This window comes from Terrisporobacter mayombei (genome assembly GCF_020748465.1).
Taxonomy (GTDB): domain Bacteria; phylum Bacillota; class Clostridia; order Peptostreptococcales; family Peptostreptococcaceae; genus Terrisporobacter; species Terrisporobacter mayombei.
In genome coordinates this window covers 13,270-34,006 of sequence record NZ_JAHZMP010000012.1, presented here as the reverse complement: position 1 = coordinate 34,006, position 20,737 = coordinate 13,270, and the positions used below count along the sequence as shown (strand labels likewise).

At 27.8% G+C, this 20,737-nt stretch carries 25 protein-coding genes and 1 pseudogene; 25 read left to right on the top strand and 1 reads right to left on the bottom strand.

What is annotated here, in order from left to right; genetic code table 11:
* Positions 1-168: 168 nt before the first annotated feature.
* From K0039_RS19375 to K0039_RS19320, 12 genes are all read left to right on the top strand, one after another.
* Entirely contained in the window at positions 169-1,884 is a 1,716-nt protein-coding gene (locus K0039_RS19375) for a methyl-accepting chemotaxis protein (protein WP_228106690.1), read from the top strand.
* 212 nt (positions 1,885-2,096) lie between these two features.
* Positions 2,097-3,869 carry a methyl-accepting chemotaxis protein gene (locus K0039_RS19370; protein WP_228106689.1) on the top strand — a complete coding sequence of 591 codons (1,773 nt, stop codon included), beginning with the start codon at positions 2,097-2,099 and terminating at the stop codon, positions 3,867-3,869.
* Positions 3,870-4,085: 216 nt separating this feature from the next.
* Positions 4,086-6,233 (top strand): chemotaxis protein CheA, encoded by a 2,148-nt coding sequence (locus tag K0039_RS19365; protein ID WP_228106688.1) that lies wholly within the window; start codon positions 4,086-4,088, stop codon positions 6,231-6,233.
* Between the two features lie 30 nt (positions 6,234-6,263).
* The gene (locus K0039_RS19360; RefSeq protein WP_228106687.1) at positions 6,264-7,319 is read left to right on the top strand and encodes a protein-glutamate methylesterase/protein-glutamine glutaminase; all 1,056 of its coding nucleotides are present in this window, start codon (positions 6,264-6,266) and stop codon (positions 7,317-7,319) included.
* A gap of 29 nt (positions 7,320-7,348) precedes the next feature.
* Positions 7,349-7,963 carry a chemotaxis protein CheC gene (locus K0039_RS19355; RefSeq protein WP_228106686.1) on the top strand — a complete coding sequence of 205 codons (615 nt, stop codon included), beginning with the start codon at positions 7,349-7,351 and terminating at the stop codon, positions 7,961-7,963.
* A gap of 9 nt (positions 7,964-7,972) precedes the next feature.
* Positions 7,973-8,452 (top strand): chemotaxis protein CheD, encoded by a 480-nt coding sequence (locus K0039_RS19350; protein WP_074918538.1) that lies wholly within the window; start codon positions 7,973-7,975, stop codon positions 8,450-8,452.
* A 21-nt stretch (positions 8,453-8,473) separates the two neighbouring features.
* Entirely contained in the window at positions 8,474-8,956 is a 483-nt protein-coding gene (locus K0039_RS19345) for a chemotaxis protein CheW (RefSeq protein ID WP_228106685.1), read from the top strand.
* Positions 8,940-9,752, top strand: a complete 813-nt coding sequence (locus K0039_RS19340; protein ID WP_228106684.1) for a CheR family methyltransferase — start codon at positions 8,940-8,942, stop codon at positions 9,750-9,752. The genes K0039_RS19345 and K0039_RS19340 overlap by 17 nt, the downstream gene beginning before the upstream one ends.
* A gap of 75 nt (positions 9,753-9,827) precedes the next feature.
* Positions 9,828-10,181, top strand: a complete 354-nt coding sequence (locus K0039_RS19335) for a response regulator (protein ID WP_018589248.1) — start codon at positions 9,828-9,830, stop codon at positions 10,179-10,181.
* A gap of 323 nt (positions 10,182-10,504) precedes the next feature.
* Positions 10,505-11,719 carry a carboxylate--amine ligase gene (locus tag K0039_RS19330; RefSeq protein ID WP_228106683.1) on the top strand — a complete coding sequence of 405 codons (1,215 nt, stop codon included), beginning with the start codon at positions 10,505-10,507 and terminating at the stop codon, positions 11,717-11,719.
* A gap of 12 nt (positions 11,720-11,731) precedes the next feature.
* Positions 11,732-12,433 (top strand): cysteate racemase, encoded by a 702-nt coding sequence (cuyB, locus tag K0039_RS19325; RefSeq protein ID WP_228106682.1) that lies wholly within the window; start codon positions 11,732-11,734, stop codon positions 12,431-12,433.
* Positions 12,434-12,479: 46 nt separating this feature from the next.
* Positions 12,480-13,994 (top strand): UDP-N-acetylmuramoyl-L-alanyl-D-glutamate--2,6-diaminopimelate ligase, encoded by a 1,515-nt coding sequence (locus tag K0039_RS19320; protein ID WP_228106681.1) that lies wholly within the window; start codon positions 12,480-12,482, stop codon positions 13,992-13,994.
* Positions 13,995-14,317: 323 nt separating this feature from the next.
* Here K0039_RS19320 and K0039_RS19315 read toward each other — a convergent pair whose 3' ends face one another.
* Complete coding sequence (locus tag K0039_RS19315) at positions 14,318-14,596, bottom strand: hypothetical protein (RefSeq protein ID WP_228106680.1); 279 nt, start codon at positions 14,594-14,596, stop codon at positions 14,318-14,320.
* A 4-nt stretch (positions 14,597-14,600) separates the two neighbouring features.
* Here K0039_RS19315 and K0039_RS19310 point away from each other — a divergent pair, with 4 nt between their 5' ends.
* The 13 genes and pseudogenes from K0039_RS19310 to K0039_RS19255 all read left to right on the top strand — a co-directional run bounded on the left by K0039_RS19310 (position 14,601) and on the right by K0039_RS19255 (position 20,633).
* Positions 14,601-14,963, top strand: a complete 363-nt coding sequence (locus K0039_RS19310) for a molybdopterin cofactor-binding domain-containing protein (RefSeq protein ID WP_331476793.1) — start codon at positions 14,601-14,603, stop codon at positions 14,961-14,963.
* A gap of 9 nt (positions 14,964-14,972) precedes the next feature.
* Positions 14,973-15,194, top strand: a complete 222-nt coding sequence (locus K0039_RS19305) for a hypothetical protein (RefSeq protein ID WP_228106679.1) — start codon at positions 14,973-14,975, stop codon at positions 15,192-15,194.
* Positions 15,163-15,243: a hypothetical protein gene (locus tag K0039_RS23930; protein WP_369123859.1), complete on the top strand. Its 81-nt coding sequence runs from the start codon at positions 15,163-15,165 to the stop codon at positions 15,241-15,243. The genes K0039_RS19305 and K0039_RS23930 overlap by 32 nt, the downstream gene beginning before the upstream one ends.
* Positions 15,244-15,262: 19 nt before the next feature.
* Positions 15,263-15,514, top strand: a complete 252-nt coding sequence (locus K0039_RS19300) for a heterodisulfide reductase-related iron-sulfur binding cluster (protein WP_228106678.1) — start codon at positions 15,263-15,265, stop codon at positions 15,512-15,514.
* Positions 15,515-15,568: 54 nt separating this feature from the next.
* Entirely contained in the window at positions 15,569-15,940 is a 372-nt protein-coding gene (locus K0039_RS19295) for a hypothetical protein (RefSeq protein WP_228106677.1), read from the top strand.
* Positions 15,941-16,162 carry a DVU_1557 family redox protein gene (locus tag K0039_RS19290; protein WP_228106676.1) on the top strand — a complete coding sequence of 74 codons (222 nt, stop codon included), beginning with the start codon at positions 15,941-15,943 and terminating at the stop codon, positions 16,160-16,162. It abuts the gene before it with no gap.
* Positions 16,159-16,791 (top strand): DVU_1556 family methyltransferase, encoded by a 633-nt coding sequence (trsM, locus tag K0039_RS19285; RefSeq protein WP_228106675.1) that lies wholly within the window; start codon positions 16,159-16,161, stop codon positions 16,789-16,791. Before K0039_RS19290 ends, trsM begins: the two co-directional genes overlap by 4 nt.
* Positions 16,792-16,850: 59 nt before the next feature.
* Complete coding sequence (locus K0039_RS19280; protein ID WP_265589536.1) at positions 16,851-17,009, top strand: C-GCAxxG-C-C family protein; 159 nt, start codon at positions 16,851-16,853, stop codon at positions 17,007-17,009.
* Positions 16,999-17,244, top strand: coding sequence for an XdhC family protein (locus tag K0039_RS19275; RefSeq protein WP_228106673.1), 246 nt, complete (start codon positions 16,999-17,001; stop codon positions 17,242-17,244). The genes K0039_RS19280 and K0039_RS19275 overlap by 11 nt, the downstream gene beginning before the upstream one ends.
* Positions 17,245-17,301: 57 nt before the next feature.
* Positions 17,302-17,568, top strand: coding sequence for a hypothetical protein (locus K0039_RS19270; RefSeq protein ID WP_228106672.1), 267 nt, complete (start codon positions 17,302-17,304; stop codon positions 17,566-17,568).
* Positions 17,569-17,577: 9 nt separating this feature from the next.
* Positions 17,578-17,955, top strand: a pseudogene (locus K0039_RS19265) (XdhC family protein).
* A gap of 60 nt (positions 17,956-18,015) precedes the next feature.
* Complete coding sequence (locus K0039_RS19260) at positions 18,016-18,378, top strand: HD-GYP domain-containing protein (RefSeq protein WP_228106671.1); 363 nt, start codon at positions 18,016-18,018, stop codon at positions 18,376-18,378.
* Between the two features lie 272 nt (positions 18,379-18,650).
* Complete coding sequence (locus K0039_RS19255; RefSeq protein WP_228106670.1) at positions 18,651-20,633, top strand: sensor histidine kinase; 1,983 nt, start codon at positions 18,651-18,653, stop codon at positions 20,631-20,633.
* Positions 20,634-20,737 lie beyond the last annotated feature (104 nt).

Below are 20,737 nucleotides of genomic sequence, written 5' to 3'. Positions count from 1 at the left end.
TAGTAAAGTGTATAAGGAAAATATAATTTAACTTATGCACTTTTTTTATGTAAAAAAATATTTTTTGTTGAAAATTCGCATTAAAGAAATCAAAAAGTATCCGTAATATTAATAAAAGAATAAGAAGATAAATAAATTTTGACAAAAAAATATGGGGGGAGAAGAAAAATGGGTATAAGATTTAAAAATTTGAAAATTGGGAAAAAAATGGCTTTGGTTTTTGGAATAATATTAATAGCCCTTACAATTATAGTTACACTATCATTAAGGAACTTAAGATTAATAGGTGGGTATACAACTGATTTATTTGACGGTCCATATCAATTAACAAACGAAGCAATGGGAATTAGAAGAAGTATTACATCTGTTGATCAAAATATCGCTTATGCATTATTTGAAAAAGATATTTCAAATTTCGAATCAGCTATTAATGAAAATTTTAATAGTATGTATGAAAGAATAGAGAAAATAAAAAATAATCCTGATGCAGATATTAATTTAGCTCAAAAGCTAGAAACTTCAATTGGAAATTTTCAACAAGAATATGAAAATATACAGGGAGTGATAAATAATGGTAATACAAAAACAATAAATAAATTGATTGTTGATGAAAAGAGCGATTATTTTTTAGCGTATATGGATGTTGCAGGTAATGCAGAAACTCTTTATAAAACTGAAGTAGAAAAAGGAAAGTTATTTAAAGATAATGCTAACAAAAATGTAAGAAAAGTTTGGATAACATGTATATTATTGTGTATTTGTATTATTATCGGAACTATATTAATAGGTATATATATTACAAGAAAAATAAGACAGCCTATTGAGGAATTAGAAATTGTAGCAAATAAAATGGCATTAGGCGATTTTGATATTGAAATAGACTACGAATCAGAAGATGAACTAGGAAGTTTATCTAATAGCATGCTGACAATGAGTAATGAAACAAAGGCTATGATTGATGATTTAGTTGACGTACTAAAAGAGATTGCATCAGGGAATTTTGATGTTGAACCTAAAGTAGAATACATTGGCGTATTTAACAATATTGAAAAATCTTTAAATCAAATTACTAATGAATTAAGTGATACAATGTCACAAATAAATGTAGCATCAGAACAAGTTCAATCAGCATCAGACCAAGTAGCAAGTGGATCACAAATGTTATCACAAGGTACTACAGAGCAGGCAGGATCAATAGAAGAACTATCTGCGACTATAGCTGAAATATCAAATCAAGTAAAAGAAACAGCAAAAAATGCACAAGAAGCAAACTCATTATATATAGATGCAGGTAGAGAAGTAGAAGATGGTAATGAAAAGATGAAAAATATGATCGTTGCCATGGATGAAATATCATCTACATCAAATGAAATAGGAAGAATAATAAAAACAATAGATGATATAGCATTCCAAACTAATATATTGGCATTAAATGCAGCTGTAGAAGCAGCAAGAGCAGGAGAAGCAGGTAAGGGATTTGCAGTAGTGGCAGATGAAGTTAGAAATTTAGCAGAAAAATCAGCCGAAGCAGCTAAAAATACTTCAACATTAATAGAGAATTCTATAAATGCAGTTGAAAATGGTACTAGTATAGCTGATAATACATCTCAATCTTTACAAAGAATATTGGATAAAACTAATAAAGTAGTTTCTTTACTTGATGAAATAGCAAAAGGGTCTGAAGAAGAATCAAATGCAATCAATCAAGTTACTTTAGGATTAGAACAAATTTCAGCAGTAGTTCAAACAAACTCAGCAACAAGTGAGGAAAGTGCAGCAGCAAGTGAAGAATTAAGTGGACAAGCTCAAATACTAAAATCCTTAATAGATGATTTTAATTTAAAAAATAAAGGTGATGATGTAGTTTTAGATTTTAATCTTTAAATTATAATTAATTAGAATCTTAAATACATTTATTTATAACAAAAAGCTGATTTCTTAATTAATATAGAAATCGGCTTTTTATTTTTAATGAATGAGAAACAATAAATTTTTTATATATAGTTGTTTATTATTTTAATAAAGTAAATTATGATTTTTCCGTATATTATAAAATGTTTAGGATTATATATGAAAAAATTATGGAGGAATAAATTATGAAACAATTTAATTTAAAAGAATTTGATTTTAAAGAAATGAAAATTGGAAAAAGATTGGGAATGGCATTTGCTATTGTACTTATAATGTCGACTTTAGCATGTATTTATACTTTAAACAATTTAAAGAAAGCTGGAGAAATGTCACATAATATTTATTCAGGTCCTTATCAAGTTACAAATCAAACTATGGGAATACGTAGAGATTTAGAATCAATACTAAGACAAATTAATTTGGCATTTGCGTTGAATGAACATGAAGAACCAAGAAAAATAATTTTAAATGACTTTGAAAGTATAAATGAAAGGATGGGGAGAATCAATAATATACCTGCAACAAGTAATTTAATAAAAGAAGATATAAATAAATTAGAAAAACAAATGAGCTTATTAAAAGAAGAATATGAAAAAATATATAAAGAAGCACAAAAAGAAAATTTTAAAGTATCGTTATCTGACATAGATCTTAGTGAATATAGAACTTTATCTAATAGTTGTACTCAAATTTCTGAGGAAGTGTATGATGATGCTGAAAAGGCTGCTAAAGAATATGATAGCATGGTGTCAAGTAATGTAAAAAAAGCAGAAAGAATAGCAATTTTATTTTCGCTAATGGCAATTGGAATAGGCATAGCAGTATGTATAAGAATTACAAAGAGAATTAAAGAGCCAATTGAAGAAATAGAAATAGCTGCAAATAAAATGGCTGAAGGTGATTTTAATATAGACATAACTTATGAATCTGAAGATGAGTTGGGTGCTTTATCTGAAAGTATGCGCAAGATGAGTAAAGAGATAAATATAGTTATAGAAGATACTGTGAATACATTAAATAAAGTTTCAGAAGGTAACTTTAATATAGAACCTGAGGTAGAATATATTGGAGTATTTAGTCATATTGAGAATTCTTTAAAGAAAATTACAAATGAGCTGAGTGATACAATGTCACAAATAAATGCTGCATCTCAAGAAGTTGAAACAGCATCAGAGCAAGTAGCAAGTGGGGCACAGATGTTATCTCAGGGAACAACAGAACAAGCTGGTGCGATAGAAGAACTATCGGCTACAATAGTTGATATATCTAATAAAATTAAAAATACTGCAAAAAATTCAGGAGAAGCTAACGAATTATCAATAAGTGCAGGACAAGAAGTAGAAGAAGGAAATGAAAAAATGAATGAAATGGTAAATGCTATGGAGAAAATATCATTTACATCTAATGAAATAGGAAGAATAATAAAAACAATAGATGACATAGCATTCCAAACAAATATATTAGCATTAAATGCAGCTGTTGAAGCAGCAAGAGCAGGAGAGGCAGGCAAAGGATTTGCAGTAGTAGCAGATGAGGTTAGAAACCTGGCAGCAAAATCAGCAGAAGCAGCAAAAAATACGGCAACATTAATAGAGAATTCTATAAAAGCAGTTGATAATGGAAGCATAATAGTTGATAATACAGCCAAGTCACTACAAATAATAATAGATAAAATTTATCAAGTTATTGTTTTAATAGATGATATTGCAAAAGCATCTGATGAAGAAGCAAATGCAATTACTCAAGTAACTTTAGGATTAGAACAAATTTCAGAAGTAGTTCAAACAAATTCAGCAACAAGTGAGGAAAGTGCAGCGGCAAGTGAAGAATTAAGTGGACAAGCTCAATTATTAAAATCACTTATTGATAAATTTGATTTAAAAGGAGATTCTAACTTGAAAGACACTATAAATTTTGAAGATAATTTGAATTACGATGATAAGGTAATAAATTTCTAAGGTGATTCTAAATAATTAATATGAAAAACTTAGGAGTTAAGTTGATTTAAATGCTGAAAAAGTAATTTATTTATAAAACTAAAGAATAAAATTATTTATCCGTATAGTATATAAATGAATTATGCGAAAAGATTACATTTAATTTGATTTAATAGTTGTATTAAATAACAATTAAAAATTAAATCTATTAAATTTTTATTATAAAAGGAGACAGGTATGAGTGGAATAGATTCTATGAATGAATTTTATGTGCAAGAAAACATGCAGCTATTAGAGCAATTAGAAGAAATTTTACTTGTAGATCATTCAGATACTGGAGGATTGGCAAAGGAACAAATAGAAGAAATTTTTAGGGCTATGCATACAATAAAAGGTTCTTCTGCGATGATGGGATATGATAGTTTAACAACACTAACACATTGTATAGAAGATGTCTTTGATGAGATACGCAAAGGACTTGAGGTTTCTGCTGAAAAATGGGAACAAATAATAGATGTTGTATTACTAAGTATTGATTTTCTTAAAGAAGAAATTTCAAATATTCAACAGGGATTGCTTCCAGAATCAAGTATAGATGAGCTACATGATAAAGTTTTAAACTTATTAAAAGATAATGAAGAAGATAATGATGAGAATACATTAGATATGGATTTTAACTTAGTTGATGAAGAGATGAATCAGCAAACTAAAGAAGATAATGATGAAATTGAACTAATAGGCAGCGAAAAAAAATATTGTATAAAAGTATTATTTGAAGATGGGTGTGGAATGGAAGGCATAAGAGCTCTTGGTGTAACAACATCAATAGAAGATTTATGTACTATAAATGAAACCATTCCAGCAGATTTAATGGGAGATTGTGATGAAGAAATAATTAAAGACGGCTTTACTATGTATGTGAAAACAGAAAATGATAAGCCTTCGCTAGAAAAATGCCTTCAAGAAACAATGTTTTTAAAAACTTTGCAAATTACTGAAATTTCTAGAGCATCAAATAAAGTAGAAGAAATTGAAGAAGTTAATTTAAAGCCTGATGAAGAAGCCGAAATCGCTACTGATACTACAGAGAAAGAAATAGAAGTAGTAGAGAAAAATATAGAAATAAGTAAAATTAATGAAGATTTAAAGAGTGATAAAGATAATGCTAAAGAAGTTGAAGATAATAAAAAAGACAAAGTAACTCAAACAAAAAAAGAAAACAAAAATAGTTATTTAACAGTTAATATAGACAAGATAGATAGCCTTATGAATTTAGTAGGAGAAATAGTAACTACCGAATCGATGGTTGAAAAACAATCTCAATTAGAAAATTTTGATCCAGATAATTTTGAAAAACAAGCAAGAAGATTACACCAGTTAACTAATGAATTACAAGATGTTGTGATGTCTATTCGTATGGTGCCTATATCATCAACTTTTACTAAAATGCAAAGAGTAGTAAGAGATATGAGCAAAAAAACTGGCAAAAAAGTTGATTTAGTATTAATAGGAGAACAAACAGAAGTAGATAAAAATATATTAGAAAATATATCAGATCCTTTAATGCACATGGTAAGAAATAGCATGGACCATGGAATTGAAACACCAGAGGAAAGAAAAAATACAACAAAACCAGAGAAAGCAACAGTAACATTAGAAGCAAAAAATACTGGTGGAGATATTCTAATTATAATAAAAGATGATGGAAGAGGTTTAAATAAAGAAGCAATTGTGAAAAAAGCAATTGAAAAAGGAGTAACTAGTAAGAGCATTAATGAAATTAGTGATAAAGAAGCATACAATTTTATATTAGCACCAGGATTTTCTACAAAAGAAGCTGTAACTGAGTATTCAGGTAGAGGTGTAGGTATGGATGTTGTCTATACTAATATACGCAAGTTAAGAGGTTCAATTAGTATAGACAGTGAATACGGAAAAGGAACTACATTTATAATACGTATTCCACTAACATTAGCCATAGTAGATGGCATGAAAATAAAAAATGATGATGAAACATATATTATTCCTTCACTTAACATAAAAGAAGTATTTAGGTATGGAGCTTATGATATTGTTGAAAATCCAAATGGTGAAGAGCATAGTATTATCAGGGGAAATTGTTATAAAATTTGTAGGTTATCGAAAATTTTAGGATTAAGTGATTTTAAAAAAGATGATGGAATTATGATTTTGGTAGAATCTGAGATGGGTAATATATGCTTAATTGTAGACAGTATTTTAGGGCAGCAACAAGTTGTAATTAAACCAATACCTACAATACTAACTCAATTTAGAGGAGTACAATCTTATTTGGCGGGATGTTCTATTTTAGAAGATGGCTCGATTAGTCTTATACTTGATGTTAATGCTATGATACATAGATAAGATATACTAATACAAAAGGAGAAAGAATAAATGGATAAAAAAATAAAAGTATTAGTAATTGATGATTCGATTATATTTAGACGTGTTATATCTAAGTATCTTCAAGAAGATCCAGAATTAGAAGTAGTAGAAACAGCTAAGGATTCTTATGATGCAAGGGATAAAGTACTACAATATAGACCAGATGTATTAACATTAGATATAGAAATGCCAGGTGTTAATGGAATTGAATTTTTAAAGATTTTAATGAGTCAATGTCCAATACCTACAATTGTTATAAGTGGTGCTAATGACAAATGTTTTGAGGCTTTATCGGCTGGAGCAGTAGGATTTGTAGATAAGCCAACATCAAGTACTATGAACGAATTTGCAATAGATTTGGCGACTAAAATAAAGGAAGCATCAGTAGCTAAATTAGATATAAAAAGTAATTTTACAAAGGTTAGCAAACCAGTAGATCAAAAAATAAATTCTAAAAAAACAACTAATATAATAAGCAATAGTAATCAGATAATTGCCATAGGAGCATCTATGGGAGGAGTAGAGGCAATAGGAAAAGTATTAAAAGAATTGCCTCTAGGACTGCCTGGAATTGTTATTACACAACATATGCCTCCAGTATTTACAAAAAGATATGCGGAACGCTTAAATAGAGAGTGCACAATTAATGTAAAAGAGGCAAAAAATGGAGAAGTTATATTGCCAGGGAATGCATATATTGCTCCAGGTGGCTTGCAAATGGGTATCATAAAGAAAAATAATAAATTCTTAATTCAAGTTAAAGAAGGCGATAAAGTTAGTGGTCATTGTCCATCAGTTGATTATTTATTCGAATCTGTGGCAAATGAAGCTAAAGAAAAATCCATAGCAGCAATTTTAACGGGAATGGGATCTGATGGAGCAAGGGGATTATTAGAAATAAAAAAAGCTGGCGGATATACTATTGGTCAAAATAAACAATCATGTACTGTTTACGGTATGCCAATGGTAGCAAAGAATATGGGTGCGGTTATAAAGGAAACATCTTTAGATATGATTCCAAACGCAATACTAAATCAACTCAAAAGAAATGAAATGAGAAAATAATCTAAAGATTAGATAGAAAGAGGGTATATATGACAATTACTTGTGATAAATTAAATATATTTCGTGAAATTAGTAATATAGGATCTGGTAATGCATCAACATCATTAGCTACAATGTTAAATGAATTAGTGGATATTGGAATCCCAAATAGTGATATGATTGAACTTGATGATATTACTAAGAGTTACGACTCCCCAGAGGAATTAGTAGTAGGGACAGTTTTACAACTTTCAGGAGATATGGAAGGTTTCATCATGGTTATCATGAAAATAGATTCTGCTTTTAATTTACTTTCAAAATTATCAGGTAAAGAAATTAAATATGATAAAAATGATTATGAAGAAATGTGCAAAGAATTAAGCGCCATGGGAGAAATATGTAATATATTATGTGGAACATACTTAACAGCTATATCAGATATGACAAATTTAACTATAACCCCATCTATACCTCATTTTAGTATAGATATGGTAAGAGCGATAATGAACTTACCAATTTCATTATATGGGTTAGATTTTAGTTCAATATTATGTATTGAAACAGACTTTTTTACTCAAGATTATGATATAGAAGGAAAGTATTATTTTATTCCTAACGTATCATCATGTACTAAATTATTGTCATCTTTAGGCTTTGCTGTTTAGGATTATATAATGGAAATGGTAGGAATAGCAGAGTATAAGATTGTAAGAGAACCACAAAAAATTATGACTATAGGACTAGGATCATGTTGTGGTGTAGTTCTTTATGATGAGATAAATAAAATAGCAGGATTAGTGCACATTTTACTTTCTAACTCTCAAAATGAAAAAATGCTAGTAAACAAAGCAAAGTATGCTGATACAGGAATAGTTGCATTATATGAAGATATGAAAAAACTAGGAGCAAATTCCAGATTTATTAGAGCAAAGTTAGCAGGCGGTGCGCATATGTTTAACTTTAATAATTCATCAAGTAGTGTATTCACTATTGGTGAAAAAAATGTAAAATCATGCAAAGAGACTTTAGCCAAACTAAATATTCCAATTATATCAGAAGATACATTAGGTACTTGTGGAAGAACAATTGTATTTGATACAAGAACTAATAAATTGCACGTAAAAAGTGTTGGTAAAGGTGAAAAGTTAATTTAATTAATAAGGGGGGCAGTATCTATGTATGCAAATGATGTAGAAGCAGAAAATAGAATAGATGATTTGTATATGGTTTTCGTCGTGAATAATCAAAAGTATGCACTATCATCCAAATACATTATAGAAATTATAGAAATGTTACCAATAACAAAGGTACCATTCCTTCCAAAATACATGAAAGGTATTATAAACTTAAGAAGTACTATTATTCCAGTTATGGATGCTAGAATGAGATTTGATATAGAGCCTATAAATTATGATGAAAGGACTTGCATAATTATAATTGAAAATAATAATGACAAAATAGGATTAATAGTAGATACAGTAAATGAAGTAATTCATATTTCACCAGAAAAAAACATGAATATGGATTCTAATCAAGATGAAGGAAAGAGTAACTTTATAAAATCTGTTAGTGAAATAAATAATGATGTGCAATTAATACTAGATTGTGATTCATTAATGAAGATAGTCGAGGAAAATAATTATGCAGTTGACAGATAGAGATTTTGCAAGGCTGAGAAATTTCATGTATAATAATTATGGTATTAATCTTGAAAACAAAAGGACATTAATAGAAACAAGACTACTAATGATAGTTAAACGATTAGGATTTTCTGATTATAATAGTTATATAGATAATTTGATGAAAGATAAAACAGGTGAACAAGTATCAATATTAGTAGAAAAATTAACTACGAATTATACATATTTTATGCGTGAAGAAATGCATTTTGAATTTTTAAAAGAAAATGTATTAATTCCAAGTTTAAAAAGACCGCCACTTGGAGGGTTAAAAATTTGGTCAGCAGCCTCATCAACAGGTGAAGAGGCTTATTGTATTTCCATGTTAGCATCAAGTGTTTTAGGTGTTAATTCAAGTCAAAGAATAGCTATAACAGCATCTGATATATCAAATAAAGTACTAAAACAAGCTAAAGATGGAATTTACTCAAATGATAAAATAGAGAAATTACCATCAGCATGGGTAAAAAATTATTTTAAAAAAATAGATGAAAAAAATTATGAGGTAAATCCAAACATAAAAAAGTTAGTAGAGTTTAAATATTTTAATTTGAATAATAATTTAGGCTGGGGTAAGTCCAAATATGACGTTATTTTTTGTAGAAATGTAATGATTTATTTTGATAATATTACAAATCAAAAATTAATTAATAGATTATGTGATTCTCTAAAACCGGGAGGATATTTAATAATTGGAATGTCAGAAAGTTTATCTAATTTAAAAACTGACTTAAAAAGAGTAAAACCATCAGTATATAAAAAAAATAAGGTATAGTTTTTGAATCCTAAAAGAATTAAAATATAAGTATGAATAAGTTACAAAATGTATTTGAAACAATGGAGGAAAGTTATGAAAAGAGTATTAATAGTTGATGATGCAGCTTTTATGCGTATGACAATAAAAAATATGCTTTCAAATTATGAGTATGAAATAGTAGGAGAAGCAGAAAATGGATTAGAAGCTGTTGAAAAATACAAAGAATTAAGTCCAGACATAGTTACAATGGATATAACTATGCCTGAACTTGACGGAATACAAGCTTTAAGAATGATTAAAAAATTAAATCCCGGAGCATCAGTTGTTATGGTTTCAGCTCTAGGACAAGAAGCAAAAATGAAAGAGGCTATTATATATGGCGCTAAAGGATTTATAGTAAAACCTTTTAAAGAAGAAATACTTTTAGGTGCATTATCAAAGTTATAAGAAATTTATATAAAATAAATATAATGCAAAAACTATATGATACTATAGGTTGATTTATGTAAAATAAGTTGATCTATAGTATTTTTAGATTTAAATTAATTTAATATTTTAACAAGGTTATAAATACTAATTGTAGATAAATAAGGAAACAATAATATTAAAATTTTAAAATTAAAATATTATTCTAAGATAAAGCCTTGCATTATCATACATGTTGAGATTTCAACATTTAGTGAGATTTACAAAACAGTCGTTTTTTTGACAGATTGTGAGAAATAAAGTATAATAACCAATGTATTTAAAAAGAATAAGAGGTGGATAAAGTGGATAAGATTAAAATTCAACCTGTATTGGTTGGTGGAGATATAAACTGTTATTCTGTGGCTAGAGCTTATCATGAGGCTTATGGAGTAAAGTCAATAGCTTTCGGGAAGATGTTACTTGGAGCAACTAAGGACAGTAATATAATAGATTTTAGAGTTGATCCTAATATGGGAAATAAAGAAGAGTTTATAAAAGTTTTATTAAAAACTGCAGATGAACTAGCTGAACCAAACAAAAAGCTTATAATTCACGGATGTACTGATGAGTATGCAGAATTAATAATAGATTATAGAGATGTATTATCAGAAAAGTATATAGTACCTTATATAGGTGCTGAGCTTAAAGATAAGTTAATAGAAAAAGAATTATTTTACAATATGTGTGAAGAATATGGATTAGATTATCCAAAGACATATATATACAATAAAGGTGATGAGATAGGCGACTTTGGATTTAACTATCCAGTTATATTAAAAGCATCTGATAGTATATCATTCTTCCAAAATGCTTTTGAAGGAATGAATAAAGCATACCTTATTCAAGATGAAGAAGAATTTAAAAGAGAAATAGAAAAAATATATTCTCATGGTTATAAAAAATCTATGATAGTTCAGGATTTCATACCTGGAGATGACTCACACATGAGAGTTTTAACTTGCTACTCAGATAAAAATGGTAAAGTCAAAATGCAATGTTTAGGACATGTTCTATTAGAAGAACATACTCCAAAAGGAATAGGAAATCATGCTGCAATAGTAACAGAGTATGATGAAGAAGTTATGACTAAATTCAAAAACTTCTTAGAAAGTATTAACTACACAGGGTATTCAAACTTTGATATAAAATATGATACAAGAGACAATAAATACAAAGTATTTGAAATAAACTTAAGACAAGGTAGAAGTAACTATTATGTGACATCGTCAGGAAATAACATAGCTAAGTTCGTTGTAGAAGATAGAGTTAACAACAAAGAGCTAGACTTAAAAATACAAAAAGAACCGTTCTTCTGGAGATGTATACCAAAAGAAGTAGTATATAAATATGTAAAGAGTCAAGAATTAGTAAATAAATGTAAAGAATTAGATGCTGCAGGAAAATCTGCTACATCATTTGGATATGAAGCTGACTTAAAAGGAAACTTCAAAAGAAGATGGTATATATTCTTATACCATGTAAATCAATTTAGAAAATTTAAAAAATACTGTAAGTAGATTGGTGATAATATGAATAATATAACTGTAGGTGTTTTAGGTGGCCTAGGACCTATGGCCTCTGTGTATTTCTATGAAATGGTAGTAAATATGACAGAAGCAAAGACTGACCAAGAACATGTGGATATGGTAATAACAAATAGAGCAACTACACCGGATAGAACAGCTTTTATAGTAGGAAACTCTGATGAAGATCCATCAAAGGTATTAATAGACGATGCAAAAAGATTAGAAAAATATGGTGTAGACTTTATTGTAATAACATGTAATACAGCACATTATTTCTATGAAAAAATAGTTAATGGAGTTAGTATACCTTTAGTAAATATTGTAGAGGAAACAATTAAACATGCTAAAGCTACTAATCATAAAAAATTAGGTATTCTTGCTACTACTGGAAACATTAAAACTAGTTTATACCAAAACATGTGTAAAAAGTATGATATAGAATATTTAGTATTAGATGAAAATAGACAGTCTAAAGTGATGGAAATAATTTACGATGATATAAAAAGTGGAAAACCAGCTGATATGGATAAGTTCAATTCTATAGTAGATTATTTAAAGGAAAATAATTGTGATGGAGTTATTCTTGGATGTACAGAGTTATCTATATTAAAAAATGATAATAAATTAGATGGAGATTTTTATATAGATTCCCTGGAAGTCCTTGCTAGAGAAACTATATTAAGAAGCGGAAGAAAACTAAAATAGAGTAGTTAACCTACTCTATTTTTAAAAATCAGAAAGGAAGTATATTATGAAGTTATTTAAATTAATGGAAGATGTAAGTTTTACATCTAACTTACCTTTAGAAAAAATAGATGAAGTTGAAATAAAAGATATATCATATAACTCTAGAAGTTGTAAAGAAGGATTTATATTTGTTGCTCTTGTAGGTGAAACTGTAGATGGGCATAAATTTGCAAAAAATGCTTATGACAATGGTGCTAGAGTATTTTTACTACAAAAAGGAATAGAGTCTAGTAAATATGCTATGGAACTACCAAATGATACAGTGAAATTATTTGTGGAAGATACAAGAATAAGTTTATCAAGAATATCACATAACTTTTTTGGACAACCATCTAACTCACTAAAAGTAATTGGTGTTACAGGAACTAAGGGAAAAACAACTATAACTAATTATATTGCAACTGTTTTAAATGAATCGGGAGTTAATACGGGTGTAATAGGAACAAACGGAACTTTCTTCAATGGAACTTATGAAGTTACAGAAAATACAACTCCAGAAAGTTATGAGTTACATAGAATATTTAGAAAAATGTTGGATAATGGTGTAACATGTGTATCTATGGAAGTTTCTTCTGGTGGAATAATGCAAAATAGAGTAGAGGATGTAGATTTTGATGTGGCTATATTCTCTAATTTATCACCAGATCACATAGGACCAAAAGAGCATCCAACATTTGAGCATTATTTACAATGTAAGGCAAGATTGTTTAAAATGGCTAAACATGGGATTATTAATACAGATGATGATTATGCAAAGGATATAATAAATGCAGCAACTTGCGATGTGGAGACTTTTGGAATAGAAAATAATGCAGGCTTAACTGCTAATAATATAAGATATTCAAAAGAAATAGACTCACTAGGAGTGAGTTTTGACTGCAATACAAAAGAAGAAACATTCCCATGCTTTATATGCTCTCCAGGAACTTTTAGTATTTACAACGCATTAGCAGTTATAGCAGTTTGTAAATATTTAGATGTAAAAAGAGAAATTATGATAGATGCACTAAAAAGTGCTAAGGTAAGTGGTAGAGTTGAAGTTTTACCAATACTTCCTTATGCTACTGTAATAGTCGACTATGCTCACAATGGTGTTAGTTTAGAGAATATATTACAAACCCTTAAGAACTATGAACATGAAAGATTAATATGCTTATTTGGTTCAGTAGGTGGAAGAACTGAAATAAGAAGAAAAGAATTGGGAGATGTGGCTGCTCGTGAATGTGATTTAGCAATACTTACAGCAGATAACCCAGACTTTGAAGATCCGATGAATGTTATAAATGATATAGCCGAATCTTTTGAAGGTTCTTCTTGTGAAGTAATAAAAATAGCAAATAGAGAAGAAGCAATAAAACATACTATTAGAAATGCAAAAGAAGGAGATATGATAGTACTTGCAGGTAAAGGCCATGAAAAATACCAATTAATAAATGGAGAAAAATTACCTTTTGATGAAATAGCAATTGCAAAAGATGAAGCAAAAAAAGTAATAGAAGAAAAACAATTATTAGCTTAATGAATAATTTATAATATAAAAATATTAAAGGCATTACATTTATGTAATGCCTTATTTACATGCAAAGGTATTAAAAATCATCTAATTTGTGAATGATTTTAATTAATTATTATTTATATAGTAAAATAGGCACAAATATACTATGGTGAAATTAATTTTTGAAAATTCTTATGATATCATTAAATTAATTAGAAAACAAAATTAGTCATGGCACCTTGATTTATTCAATCCTTGACCAGTTACATAAATTATTTTATTTATTGCAGTGTCAGATAAAAATACAATTTCTGATGGTCCTCCTTTCAAATTTTCACCCGTCAACTTTAAACCTTAGAGTTTTCTATGTAAGAAATATCTAGATTTCTTCTGAAAATTCTATTAGTAGTTTTATCCTTAGCTTCCACAGTAATTTTATTACAATTAATAAAATCTAAAGGAGTATTGTTTGGAGTTAAATTATTGTTGAAGTAATCTAAAATATAATCTATAGTACAATCTCTCAAAGTAATTAATTCCTCATTGGTCTTATCATTAGATATAGAAACTAACTTATCAAATATTTCTTTGAAAATTTCTTCATTTAAAACATTATCTTTAATCATATGTATGGTTGACTGTGGGAAAATAATCAACAAACTTGTTGTTGATGGTCAAGTTTATGGAGCATTAGCTCAAGGAATCGGTCTTGCATTGACAGAAAATTTAGAAAAGCATACTACATTAGTTAAATGTGGTATACCACAAATAGAAGATATACCAGATGATTTAGAAATATATTATGAAGAAGCTGAAAGACCAGATGGACCTTATGGAGCTTCTGGAGTTGGTGAAGGACCATTAGCAGCGCCTCACCCAGCTATATTAAATGCTATATTTAACGCTACAGGAGCTAGAATAACTAAGGTACCAGCTACTCCAGATGTAGTTAAAGAAGCATTAGAAGGATTAGAAATTGGAGCAAATGCTTAAATAATAAGTATGGCTTGTGAGGAAAAATGTAAAAGTCAATGTAAAAGAAAAGATCTAGGTAATTCTATAAATATTAGACAACTTGAACTGGCATGTATGAACTATGGTAAAGAAGTAAAGGCAAGAGTTTTATTAAAACCTAATAAAGAAAGAAAAAGTTATAATATTTGGGACGAGTTTAAGTGGATTAAGTTGTGCAATAGAATTAAAAAACAAGGGTTACTTTGTTGATTTATATGAAAGCGAAGAAATATTAGGTAAAAATATATATTATTTATGATTATATTAATGATAAACGATTGAAATTTATTGGAAATAACGATGAAATAGCTATAGATGATCCATGTACTGTTAGATACGATTATGAGTTGCAAAATCAGGTGCGAGAAATAGCAAAAAAACTTGGGTTTAATCTAAAAGAGTTGGATTATAACGGAGAAATAACTACTTGTTGTGGATATGGTGGACTTACTTGTTTTTCTAATAAGGAATTAAAGGAAAATATAGTTCTATCAAGAATTAAAGAAAATAAACTAAATTATTTAACTTAGTGTATAAATTGTAGAGATAGTTTTTTAAGCCAAAATAAAGAAGCTAAACATATTTTGCAATTAATATACAATTTTGATGGTAAAAATAAAAAACCTAATATTTCTGAAAGAAGGTACAACAGAGTTCAATTAAAATTAGATTTAACACAGGAAGAAGATAAGACTAATAAATATAATATTAACTTAATTATGAGTAGTGATTTGAAAGAAGAGCTAGAAGATAAAATGATTTTATACAAAAATATTGAAGATACAATAAAACATGCAGAAGAAACTAAGGTAAAATTCTTTAACAAATCAAACAATCATAATTTGGACTATTATAGAATAAAAAACGTTACATTTTTGGTTGAGTATACCATTGAAGGAGGTAAATATTTAGTTTATAACGCATATAGTCATAGAATGAAGATAGAGGTGAATTAAATGAAAGAAAATAATGATGACTTTTATAATTACTCAAGTGAGTCCATGATTTGTGCAAAATGTAATGTGCCCCTTGAAAGGGAAAAAGTAACTCTAGAGTATTTAGGCAGTAGCTCTCCTGTTGAGCTACCAAAATGTCCAAAATGCAATAATATATTTATAGACGAGAGTCTAGTATATTCAAAAATGCTGAGAGTAGAAAAGGCTTTGGAAGATAAATGATTAATAAGAGGGATATATTTAGCCTAGGCGGTTTAAATCTTGCAAATGAAATAATAGAAGGGTACAAAATAAAAGAGGAAGTTAAAGTGCTAGATGTAGGCTGTGGGAGTGGATATTCAGTTAATTATTTGACTGAAAAGGGATTCGATGTAACAGGAATCGACTTCTCAGAAGAAGTTATTAATTTAGGGAAGGAAAGATATAAAGATATAAATATTAAAGTTATGGATGCAAATAATCTTGATTTTTTAGAAAATTATTTTGATTTAATTTTATTTGAATGCAGCTTATCAGTTATGAAAAATCCAGAAAAAATACTAGAAAGTTGTAAAAAGCTTTTGAAAAAAAATGGCATAATTCTACTAAGTGACTTTTTCTTTAAGCAAACAAATATACATGATGATACATATACTCTTAATTACTGGAATAAATTGTTTGCAGATTTAAATTTTCAAACTATTATATTTCAAGATAAATCACAAGAATGGAAAAATTATCTTGGAATGGTTCTTTGGGAATATGGAGAGCTATCAGGATTACTTAGGGGAAATCAAAATAATAAAATAAATAATGATATTTTAAAAAAAGAAACAGGATACTTTTTAGTGATACTTAAAAAAAGGGATTGATATTATGGATGCATTATATATGGAAATGCTGGAATTATAATCTAAGAGGTATTATTGTAATGAAAATTATTTTAGACTTAGAAGGAAAAGAAAACCCTGATTTAATTAGAGCCATGGGAGGATTAATAGGAGGTTTAGGTTTTAATCAAAAAATATGTGGAGCTCTTACAGGAGGTGTATGTATCTTAGGATACTTTGCTTCAAAGGGTGAAGATTAAGAAGAATTTTGTTTTAGCTAGCATAGTGAGTAGTACTGGCTCTACGTCTAGATCAAAAGGGACTCAAATGATAATAAGAGAATATGGTTCCGTATTCTCCACAGTAGGAGGGGGCAAAATGGAAGCATCTTGTATTGAAAAAAGTGTAAGTTCAATTAAAAATAAAGAATCTTTTATTTATGAGTTTAATTTAGATAATAAAGATGCTAATAGATCAGAAATGGTTTGTGGTTGAAATGGAGAAATTCTTATAAATTATATGGGCTGTAACGACAATAATAACTTATCAATTATGAAAAAAGTAACTGAAGCTATAAAAAATCACAAAAAAGGATGGATAGTTACAGTTTTAAGAAAAGAAAAAATGTTATTCATTGATGATAAAAATAATCTGACTGGACAATATTCAGTAAGTCAATTAATGAAAAATAAATTAGAAAATGGAATTGAAAGATTAAGTATTCACTCAGATGCTATTGATGATGAAAAATTTATTGTACAAAAGGTTCATACTATGGGAAAGGCTTACATATTTGGAGCTGACCATGTATCTAAATAAACAGTAACAATTTTAGATATAATAGAATTTGAAACTGTAGTTTTAGATGATAGAAGTGAATTTGCAAATAAAGAAAGTTTTCCAAGCTCTAAGACTATAGTGTTAGATAGTTTAGAAGAAATAGGTGATATAGGTATAGATGATGACAGCTATATTTTAATAATTACAAGAGGTCATTTATATGATTATAACGTACTTAATTGAGCATTAAAAACAGATGCGTATTATATAGGAATGATAGGTAGTAAATCAAAGATTAATATGACCTATGAAGAACTTAAAAAGGATGGTTTTAAATAAGAAGATTTTAAAAGAGTTCATGCTCCAATAGGAATAAAGCTAGATGCAAAAACTCCAGTAGAAATAGCAGTAAGTATAGCAGGTTAGTTTATAAATAAAAGGGGAGCAAAAGAAAGAAGATTGAAAAAATGAAGATAAGTGGATTAATTGTTGCTGCAGCCGGGAAAACTTACAGATGATGAGTATAAAGTTATGAAGACACACTCTGAAAAAGGATATAGGTTAGCTAGTCTTTTACCAGAAATAAGTTGCATCTCTAGAAAAATTTTAACTCATCATGAAAGATGGGATGGCTTAGGCTATCCTTTAGGATTGCAAAAATATGAAATACATATATTATCTAGGATAGTATATGTAGTGGATTCCTTCGAATGTTATAGCAAAGGTAGAAGTATACAAGAGGCTATAGGGGAGTTTAAAAGATGTTCAGGATCACAATTTGATCCACAAATAGTCCGTGTATTTACTCAAATTATACTTAAACGTAATCTAGATTTTTTTCATAAATAAAAAAATATGGGTGTGAGATGAAGAAATACGCAAAACTTATTTTAGTGATTGCACCTTTCATAAATATTGGATTTGTAATTAGTTATCATATAATCAATTTGAAAATAATAAAAAATCCTAGCTGAATAATAGCTAGGATTTTTAAATGCTCATATTTCCATAAATGCTATATTTATTAATGAAAATTTGATACTATATATTTGTATAATATTATCAAAAATAGTAAAAATAGCAAAATAAAAGTTTTTTATATATAGAGGGGGATTAAATTTATGATTAACAATATCATAAGTGATAGGAGTTTAATAGAAAAAGAAAAGAAACTATTTGAAAAAATAATATTTTTTGTATTATTAGTTTGTTGTATTTATATTTTTAATATATTTTCTAAGATAGGGGAAGAAAAATCTTATTTAGAATCCACTTTATTTTTTATAAGAAGTTTTAGCTCGATACTATCAGTATTGGCTTTTGGGAGTTGTTTGATTTCTTATAATAGGTTGAAAAAAGATAGTATTTTTGTTATATCTTTAATGTATCTAGGATTATTTGTAGGAATAGTATCTGGTCAAATAGATTTTCTTAGCTTTTATTATGAAGAATATAATTTATTTAGTTATACTACTGTATCTACATCTATTCTTAGAATTTTTTTGCTGATAATAGCTATAATTCCTAAAAGTAAAATTAAAACAGTAATTATTAATAATAAAAAAATATCAATTATATTTGTAATTTTATCTACTATAATATTTGATGTGATAGAAAAAAATCTTAACTTTCTTCAATATTTTTATAGTACGGATTTTTTTATAATGTACAATTATTTTCTAACAGTAATATATTTCATATCAGCAGCAAGACTACTTGCTATAGGTATTAAAGAAAAGGAATATATATTTGTAGTATTAGCTTCTAGTATTTTTATGCTAGCTATTAAGGCAATTTATGCAGTATATGCGGTAAATACAACGTCATTTTATGTTAAGTTAACGTCAGTGTCTATTACGTATATAATATTTTTAATTATTATTGCTGGTTCTTTTATTGAGTTATATTTATACATAAATAGAACAAAAATACTAAATGAAAATTTAAGTCTTTTTTATAATTTAACTGATAATCATAAGCATAGTTTTATGTTTATTTGTAAAGAAGATGGAGAAATAATATATTGTAATAAGAAGTTTAAAGAATATTATAAAATTTATTCTCCTGAAGATGCAAAAAGAGTAAAGCTATCCTTTGCAATATTAGTAAATAAACTAGAGAATAGGGATGAAATTATAAAAAGCATAAATACTAAAGGGGTATGGAGAGGAATAATTAAAAACCAAGATGAAAGTAGATCCGTTGATTGCTCATTACAAGTTATAGAAACTTTTGATTCCAGCAAAGAGTATGTTATAACTTATATGGATGTATCAAAATTAATACGTAAAGAATTAGAGTTAGAGAAATTGAAGGTATACAATAAAGAGAAGACTGAATTTATGTCTAACATATCTCACGAGCTTAGAACTCCAATAAATATTTTTTACTCAACAATTCAACTTCTTGATATTTCTCTAGTAAAATCAGATAAAGATTTTAAGGATATGTATAGAAAATATAGGAAAACTTTACATGTAAATTGTAAGAGAATGTTAAGATTAATTAATAATGTGGTTGATATTTCGAAGATAGAAACGGGAATATTAAAAGGTAAGTTTGATTATTATAATTTAATTGCCATAGTAGAAGATGTAACTTTATCTGTTGTAAATTATGCTCAACTAAAATTTATCAATATACAGTTTGATACTAACGAAGAAGAATTTATAGCAAAATGTGATCCATCTATGATAGAAAGAGCCTTGTTAAATTTACTTTCAAATGCAATAAAATTTACGCCTGAAAATAAAAATATTTATGTAAATGTATATGTTAATGATGATTTTGCAGAAATAAATATAAAAGATGAAGGTATTGGAATATCAAAGAGTGATAAGACTGCTATATTTGAAAGATTTGTTCAAGCAGATAAATCATTGACTAGAGAGAATGAAGGTAGTGGAATAGGATTAAGTATAGTAAAATCTATAATTGACCTTCATGATGGATATATTAGTGTTGAAAGTAAAGTTGGAGAAGGTAGTACTTTTAAAATAATACTTCCAAATAGATGTGATGAATGTATTGATTACAAAATATACGATATAAGTAATTACAACACTGAATTGGAACTATCAGATATATATGAAATATTAGTATAAAAATCCCCAAATTGGGGATTTTTTATTGCTATAAACTTAAATGATAACAAAGAAAGTGTATTTTATGAAGAAAAGAGTAGAGATAAAAGTATTTTATTATCTGA

What these genes read in the sequence shown, in the direction of transcription:
- K0039_RS19375 (WP_228106690.1), top strand. Translation starts at nt 169, where the DNA reads ATGGGTATAAGATTTAAAAATTTGAAAATTGGGAAAAAAATGGCTTTG.
- K0039_RS19370 (WP_228106689.1), top strand. Translation starts at nt 2,097, where the DNA reads ATGAAACAATTTAATTTAAAAGAATTTGATTTTAAAGAAATGAAAATT.
- K0039_RS19365 (WP_228106688.1), top strand. Translation starts at nt 4,086, where the DNA reads ATGAGTGGAATAGATTCTATGAATGAATTTTATGTGCAAGAAAACATG.
- K0039_RS19360 (WP_228106687.1), top strand. Translation starts at nt 6,264, where the DNA reads ATGGATAAAAAAATAAAAGTATTAGTAATTGATGATTCGATTATATTT.
- K0039_RS19355 (WP_228106686.1), top strand. Translation starts at nt 7,349, where the DNA reads ATGACAATTACTTGTGATAAATTAAATATATTTCGTGAAATTAGTAAT.
- K0039_RS19350 (WP_074918538.1), top strand. Translation starts at nt 7,973, where the DNA reads ATGGAAATGGTAGGAATAGCAGAGTATAAGATTGTAAGAGAACCACAA.
- K0039_RS19345 (WP_228106685.1), top strand. Translation starts at nt 8,474, where the DNA reads ATGTATGCAAATGATGTAGAAGCAGAAAATAGAATAGATGATTTGTAT.
- K0039_RS19340 (WP_228106684.1), top strand. Translation starts at nt 8,940, where the DNA reads ATGCAGTTGACAGATAGAGATTTTGCAAGGCTGAGAAATTTCATGTAT.
- K0039_RS19335 (WP_018589248.1), top strand. Translation starts at nt 9,828, where the DNA reads ATGAAAAGAGTATTAATAGTTGATGATGCAGCTTTTATGCGTATGACA.
- cuyB (WP_228106682.1), top strand. Translation starts at nt 11,732, where the DNA reads ATGAATAATATAACTGTAGGTGTTTTAGGTGGCCTAGGACCTATGGCC.
- K0039_RS19320 (WP_228106681.1), top strand. Translation starts at nt 12,480, where the DNA reads ATGAAGTTATTTAAATTAATGGAAGATGTAAGTTTTACATCTAACTTA.
- K0039_RS19315 (WP_228106680.1), bottom strand. Translation starts at nt 14,596, where the DNA reads ATGATTAAAGATAATGTTTTAAATGAAGAAATTTTCAAAGAAATATTT.
- K0039_RS19310 (WP_331476793.1), top strand. Translation starts at nt 14,601, where the DNA reads ATGGTTGACTGTGGGAAAATAATCAACAAACTTGTTGTTGATGGTCAA.
- K0039_RS19305 (WP_228106679.1), top strand. Translation starts at nt 14,973, where the DNA reads ATGGCTTGTGAGGAAAAATGTAAAAGTCAATGTAAAAGAAAAGATCTA.
- K0039_RS19290 (WP_228106676.1), top strand. Translation starts at nt 15,941, where the DNA reads ATGAAAGAAAATAATGATGACTTTTATAATTACTCAAGTGAGTCCATG.
- trsM (WP_228106675.1), top strand. Translation starts at nt 16,159, where the DNA reads ATGATTAATAAGAGGGATATATTTAGCCTAGGCGGTTTAAATCTTGCA.
- K0039_RS19280 (WP_265589536.1), top strand. Translation starts at nt 16,851, where the DNA reads ATGAAAATTATTTTAGACTTAGAAGGAAAAGAAAACCCTGATTTAATT.
- K0039_RS19270 (WP_228106672.1), top strand. Translation starts at nt 17,302, where the DNA reads ATGAAAAAAGTAACTGAAGCTATAAAAAATCACAAAAAAGGATGGATA.
- K0039_RS19255 (WP_228106670.1), top strand. Translation starts at nt 18,651, where the DNA reads ATGATTAACAATATCATAAGTGATAGGAGTTTAATAGAAAAAGAAAAG.